Below are 5722 nucleotides of genomic sequence, written 5' to 3' on the forward strand. Positions count from 1 at the left end.
CCTGAACGGTAGAGTCTGGCTACACGAATTCAAGCGATAAAAATTCGGTCCTTTAAATCGCTTTTCTTCATTGGTTAGCGGAAGAGCAACGCTACGTGTTCAGCAAAAAAGCGATAGAAAAGCATGTTATAAATTCGCTTATCGGAATTCGATGCAGGCGCTAAATCTTTTCCCGAACGTGACGGCAGACAAGCCGCAACCCCGCATGCTCGGCATCGCGGTTATTGGGAGAGAAGACATGCCTGTTGGCCTTCGCATTGGCGCCGATAGAACCACCGTGAGCCCTGCACTGGTTGAGCGATTTGCCGCCATACCAGTTGCTTGCATCAGCGATTCCATGCGGCGCATGACCGCTGGCGGCGCGACGCTGCGCCCGATTGGCAAGGCGAAAATGGCTGGCCCGGCCATTACCGTGAAGACTGCGCCGGGCGACAATCTGATGGTGCACAAGGCCATTTCCATGGCCCAGCCCGGCTGGGTGCTTGTGGTCGATGCGGGGGGCGATGTCACCAATGCGATCATCGGCGAGCGCATGGTGGAAGTCGCTGCCGATCGAGGGCTTGCCGGCATCATCATCAACGGCGCCATTCGCGACGCCGACACGCTGCGCCAGCACGCTTTGCCGGTGTTTGCCGCCGGCATCACCCATCGCGGCCCCTACAAGAATGGCCCCGGCGAAATCAACTATCCCATCGCCATCGACGGCATGGTGATCGAACCGGGTGACCTCATCGTTGCCGATGACGACGGATTTGTCTGCGTTGGGATTCGCGATGCGGACGAAGTGGTTGTCGCAGCGGAAAAGAAATTCGCCTCCGAAACCAATGTTTCGCCCGTAGGTGAAGCGCGCACCTGGATCGACGAAACGCTGAAGCGCCTCGGTTGCGAATTTCCGGAGGGCTGAATGTCTGATCTCGTGGGCATTGACCATATCGATATCGTTGTCAGCGATCCGGAAGCCATGGCGCGCTTTTTCATCGCTGCGGGATTTTCCGAGCACCGACGCACGGATCACGGTGGCGGTTCGATCGAGCTGCGCTTTCCCGGTCCCGGCGAGCAGCCGATTCTTGAATTGACCTCGCCCGTCGACGGCAATGGCAAGACGCGGCCGCTGGGCTTGCGCCACATGGCGTTGCGCTCCAGCGACATTGCGGCGACTTTCGCGGCATTCACGGCGGCCGGGCTGCCGGTGAAAGGCGAGATGCGCGCCATCCCCGAAACGGGGCGTACGCTTTTCAACCTCAGCGATCCGGAAGGCGGCACGCTGCAGTTCGTAGATGGCGCGTGAGCGGCTGAACTGGCGACTGCTCGGTCCACTGCTGCTGTCAGCGACGCTCCTGCAAGTGACCGTGCCGCTGGCGCGTATCGTCACCTCCTACCGTGCTGTAGAAATGGCGATGCCACTGTCCCAGCTTGGCATCCTGTCCTCGGCCTTTGCGCTGTTGCCGGTGTTTCTGCTGGTCCAGATCGGCCAGCGCAATGATCGCCACGGCGAGGGTGGCACCGCCCTTGCCGGCGTCGTGCTCGTTGCGTTGGCGATCCTCGGCCTGTGGCTGGTCGCTTCCGACTTCATCACCATCTTTGCCTTCACCGCCATGCTTGGCATCGGCCAGGTCATGGTGATCTCGGCTCTGCAACTGATGACGACGCGCTGCTCGGGGCCGGAGGGCCATGACCGGGTGCTGGGTCATTTTCTTGTCGCAACCTCGCTCGGGCATGTGCTTGGTCCGCTGGCGCTTTCGCTGACGACGCCCGCGGGCGACTTGCATCCGGACCAGAGGATACATTGGCTTCTCGCCGCGATGGCCATGGCCCTCGTCCTCAGCGGGCTGGCAATGGTGCGGGCACTACCCAAACACAGCGGCGACACGAAAACCCTGCCGTCTGGCATCGGCAGCCTGTTGCGCACGCCCGGCCTCTTGGTGATCCTGCTTTCGAGCAGCCTTTGCCTGACCGCGAACGATCTCATCATCGTCTTTTTTCCCGTCCTCGGCGCTGCTCAGGGTATCGACGCCGCCACGGTTGGTGTGCTGCTAAGCCTTCGCGCCATCGCCTCCATGGCCTCGCGTTTCATGTTTTCGAGCCTGGTGCTGCGGGTGGGGAAACCCGGGCTGATCTCCATTTCGCTGGCCTCGACTGGCCTTGCGACGGCGGCGTTTGCCTTTGAAATGCCGCTCTGGCTGTTAGGCACCGTGCTCGCGGGGACCGGGTTCGGCATGGGCCTTGCGATTGCCTGTTCCATTTCGCTTACACTCGCCATTGCGCCGATCGAAAGCCGGGCCACGGCGATGTCCCTGCGGCTGACCGCCAGCCGGCTCGGCCAGTTTCTGCTGCCGCTCGGCGCCGGTACCGTTGCGGCCGCGCTCGGACCCGGCAGTATCTTTGCCGTCGTCGGCGCGGGGCTGATGGTTTGCGGATTGCTGGTCAGGGTCAGCACCCCACGGGCGTGATGCCCTCGGCCTGCCGGCATGCTAGGAACCGGCACAGTTTCAGATTTGGAGCCATGCCATGCCCAGCGTCAAACAGATCGAGGCGTTCTACTGGAGCGGCACGCTGGGCAGTTTCGTCGCCGCGGCTGATCGGCTGAACACGACCCAGTCCAATATCTCAAAGCGCATCCAGGAACTGGAGATGACGCTCGGCGTCGAGGTGTTTGACCGGACCAAGCGGGCCATCCGGCTTACCGCCAAGGGGGAGGAGCTGATGCGGGCGAGCGAGAATTTCCTGCGCTCGCACAATTCAGTAACGGCCGTAGGCGCAGGCGCCCCGAACCCGACAGGCCCCTTTCGTTTCGGAGTGACCGAAGCTGTCGCCCTCACCTGGCTGCCAAAGCTTTGCGCGGTGATTTCGGAGCGGTTTCCCGGGCTCGTGCCGATGTCTCGGGTTGATACCTCGACCCAGATCAACCTGATGCTGCGCGAACGCAAGATCGACCTCGCCATCGGGACCAAGCTCAGGGTCGATGCCGACCTGCAGGTGACCGAACTTGCGTCCGTGGAACGGGTCTGGGTGGCGAGCCCGAACCTTGTTCCGGGTGACGGTATGCTGACAGCCGAGGAATTCGCCAAACTGCCCATCCTCGGCCATGGCGACACGGCAGCGGCAGAGGTGATCATGAACCGCTATCTGCGCGAATGGGGGCAGACGGCCAATGTCGTGACGGCCTGTACCAATCTTACCGCCCTGGCGCGTATGACCGCTGCCGGGATGGGCATCACCTATCTTCACAAGGGCGTCTTTGACGAGGAAATCCGCCGCGGGCGCCTGCGTGAGGTCAAGACCGAGATCGTGCTGCCGCCGCTGCAATATGTTGCGGTCCACCGCGACGATCCGATCAGCCCGCTGACCGGGATGATTGCGCGGATCGCCGAAGAGGTCTGCGACTTCTCGCTCGACGGGCAGGTTTAGCTCAGGCCGATTTGGCCCATTCCTCGCCAAACTCCTGCACGAAGTGGCCGGGCGTGACCTCGCGCATCTGGCGGGGTGGAACGACATAGTCGATCCCGCGGATCGGGCTCTTGATTTCGTCGTTGGAGACCGGTCGCTTGATGAGCCGGCGGGCTGGATCGGGCACCGGAACGGCGGCCATCAGGCGCTTGGTATAGGGGTGTTGCGGATTGCCGAAAATGGCCGCGCGCGGTCCGATCTCGACAATTTCGCCCAGATACATGATGGCGACCCGATGGCTGAGGCGCTCGACCACGGCCATGTCATGCGAGATGAAAAGATAGGCGAGCTTGAGCTGGGATTGCAGGTCGAGAAGCAGGTTGACGACCTGCGCCTTGATCGACACATCGAGCGCCGAGACTGCCTCGTCGGCCACAATCAGCTTGGGATTAAGCGCCAGCGCGCGGGCGATGGAAATGCGCTGGCGTTGACCGCCTGAAAATTCATGCGGGAAGCGATTGGCCATTTCGGCGGTCAGGCCGACGCGCTCCATTAATTCGGCCACACGCTCCCGGGCAAACTGCCGGTCGCCCAGGCCGTGCTGTAGAATGGGCTCGGCAATGGCGTCGCCAATCCTGATGCGCGGATTGAGGCTGGCATAGGGATCCTGAAAGATCATCTGGATGCGCGAACGCATCGAGCGCATCTCAAGCGTGTCCAGCTTCCGAAGATCGGTGCCCTCGAAGAGGATTTGCCCGCCATTCGGCTCCTGCAGGCGCAAGATGGACTGGCCAGTGGTCGACTTGCCGCATCCTGACTCGCCGACGAGCGCCAGGGTCTCGCCGACACGCAGGTCGAAGGAGATATTTTCGACCGCATGGACCCGCGCCACGACCTTACGCATCATGCCTTTGTGGATGTCGAAACGTTTGACGAGATTGGTCACCTGAAGCAGTGGGTCGCCGACCCGCTCGACGGTGTCTGGCGTTTGGGTCGGCACATCAGACTCGCCCGTGGTCTTGTCGACGACGGGGAAGCGCATCGGGCGCTCGATGCCGGTCATCGATCCCAGCCGTGGTACGGCCGACAGCAGGGCTTTGGTATAGGGGTGTCCCTGATGGGCAAAGACATCTTCGGTGGCGCCGGTTTCCACCGCCCGGCCCTTGTACATGACGATGGTCTTGTCAGCGATTTCGGCGACGACGCCCATGTCGTGGGTGATGAACATCACCGACATGCCTTCTTCGGCCTGCAGTTCCTTGATCAGCTCGACGATCTGGGCCTGAATGGTGACATCGAGGGCCGTCGTCGGCTCGTCGGCGATCAATAGTTTTGGATGGCACGCAAGCGCCATGGCGATGAGCACGCGCTGCCGCATGCCGCCGGAGAAATTGTGCGGGTAGTCGTTGAGGCGCGATTTGGCCGCGGGAATGCGAACCCGTTCGAAGAGCCGCACGGTCTCGGCATCGGCCGCTTCCTGGCTTAGCCCCTTGTGCTCGATGAGAACTTCCGAGACCTGATGCCCGATGGTGTAGACCGGGTTGAGGCTGGTCATGGGCTCCTGGAAGATCATCGCGATCTCGTTGCCGCGGATCGTGCGCATCTGCGCATCGGACAGGTCGAGCAGGTTGCGGCCGGCGAAATTGACCGTGCCGGTGACGCGGGAATGCTTGGGATCGAGGAGGCCCATTATGGCAAGGGAGGTAACGCTCTTGCCCGAACCCGATTCACCGACCACCGCCAGCGTTTGCCGAGGCGCGATGGTGAATGACACATCGTTGACCACGGGCGTCCAGCCGACGCGACCGGCATGATCGATGGTCTGGAAGGCGACGTTTAGATTGGCAACGGACAGAATGGGCGTGTCGGTCATGGCTTCGATCTCTGGGCAGCAGGGCAGAAGAAGAGGCCGCCGGAGAGCCGGCAGCCCCGAGTCTATCAGGAGAGCCAGAGCTGGTCCCACCGCATATTGTTGTCAGTATTGGGGTGCAGCACCATGCCGTGGACGGTGTTGTGGACGCCCATGAAGCGCTTGCGCCAATACATGTAGAACACCGGATGGCTGGCGAGGAAACTGGCCTCCCATGCGTTGGCGAGCGATTTCCGTTCTGTCGGATCCAGCGCTTCATCGAAGGCCTTGAAGGCGGCGTCGTTGGTTTCCACGCAGAACTCGGAATAGTTGTTGGCCGCGCCGCAGGTCACATAATCGCGCAGATCGCCGGGATCGTTGGAGTTGAACGAGCCACCGCTGACCACCGCCTGGTAGCTACGCTTATCCTGCGCCTCAAAGAAGCTGGCATTTTCCTGCAGGTCGAGGGTGACATTGATGCCGATC

The 5722-nt window shown here is 61.8% G+C and carries 6 protein-coding genes; 4 read left to right on the top strand and 2 right to left on the bottom strand.

Going from position 1 to position 5722, the window contains the following annotated elements:
• Positions 1-238 precede the first annotated feature (238 nt).
• Genes ABW043_RS17830 through ABW043_RS17845 form a run of 4 tightly spaced genes read left to right on the top strand, consistent with a single transcriptional unit; the run spans position 239 to position 3408 of the window.
• Entirely contained in the window at positions 239-904 is a 666-nt protein-coding gene (locus tag ABW043_RS17830) for an RraA family protein (RefSeq protein WP_353922542.1), read from the top strand.
• On the top strand, positions 905-1288 hold the full coding sequence (locus ABW043_RS17835; protein ID WP_353922543.1) for a VOC family protein: 384 nt from the start codon (positions 905-907) through the stop codon (positions 1286-1288).
• Positions 1278-2450, top strand: coding sequence for an MFS transporter (locus ABW043_RS17840; RefSeq protein ID WP_353922544.1), 1173 nt, complete (start codon positions 1278-1280; stop codon positions 2448-2450). Before ABW043_RS17835 ends, ABW043_RS17840 begins: the two co-directional genes overlap by 11 nt.
• 58 nt (positions 2451-2508) lie before the next feature.
• The gene (locus tag ABW043_RS17845) at positions 2509-3408 is read left to right on the top strand and encodes a LysR family transcriptional regulator (protein WP_353922545.1); all 900 of its coding nucleotides are present in this window, start codon (positions 2509-2511) and stop codon (positions 3406-3408) included.
• Between the two features lies 1 nt (position 3409).
• On the opposite strand, the gene ABW043_RS17850 is transcribed toward ABW043_RS17845, so the two are convergent.
• Together ABW043_RS17850 and ABW043_RS17855 are read right to left on the bottom strand one after the other, a co-directional pair.
• On the bottom strand, positions 3410-5260 hold the full coding sequence (locus ABW043_RS17850) for an ABC transporter ATP-binding protein (protein ID WP_353922546.1): 1851 nt from the start codon (positions 5258-5260) through the stop codon (positions 3410-3412).
• 65 nt (positions 5261-5325) lie between these two features.
• On the bottom strand, positions 5326-5722 hold a 397-nt coding region (locus tag ABW043_RS17855; protein ID WP_353922547.1), incomplete at its 5' end, for a hypothetical protein.

Origin of the sequence: Devosia sp., from assembly GCF_040509215.1 — a bacterium.
Classification (GTDB): Bacteria; Pseudomonadota; Alphaproteobacteria; order Rhizobiales; family Devosiaceae; genus Devosia.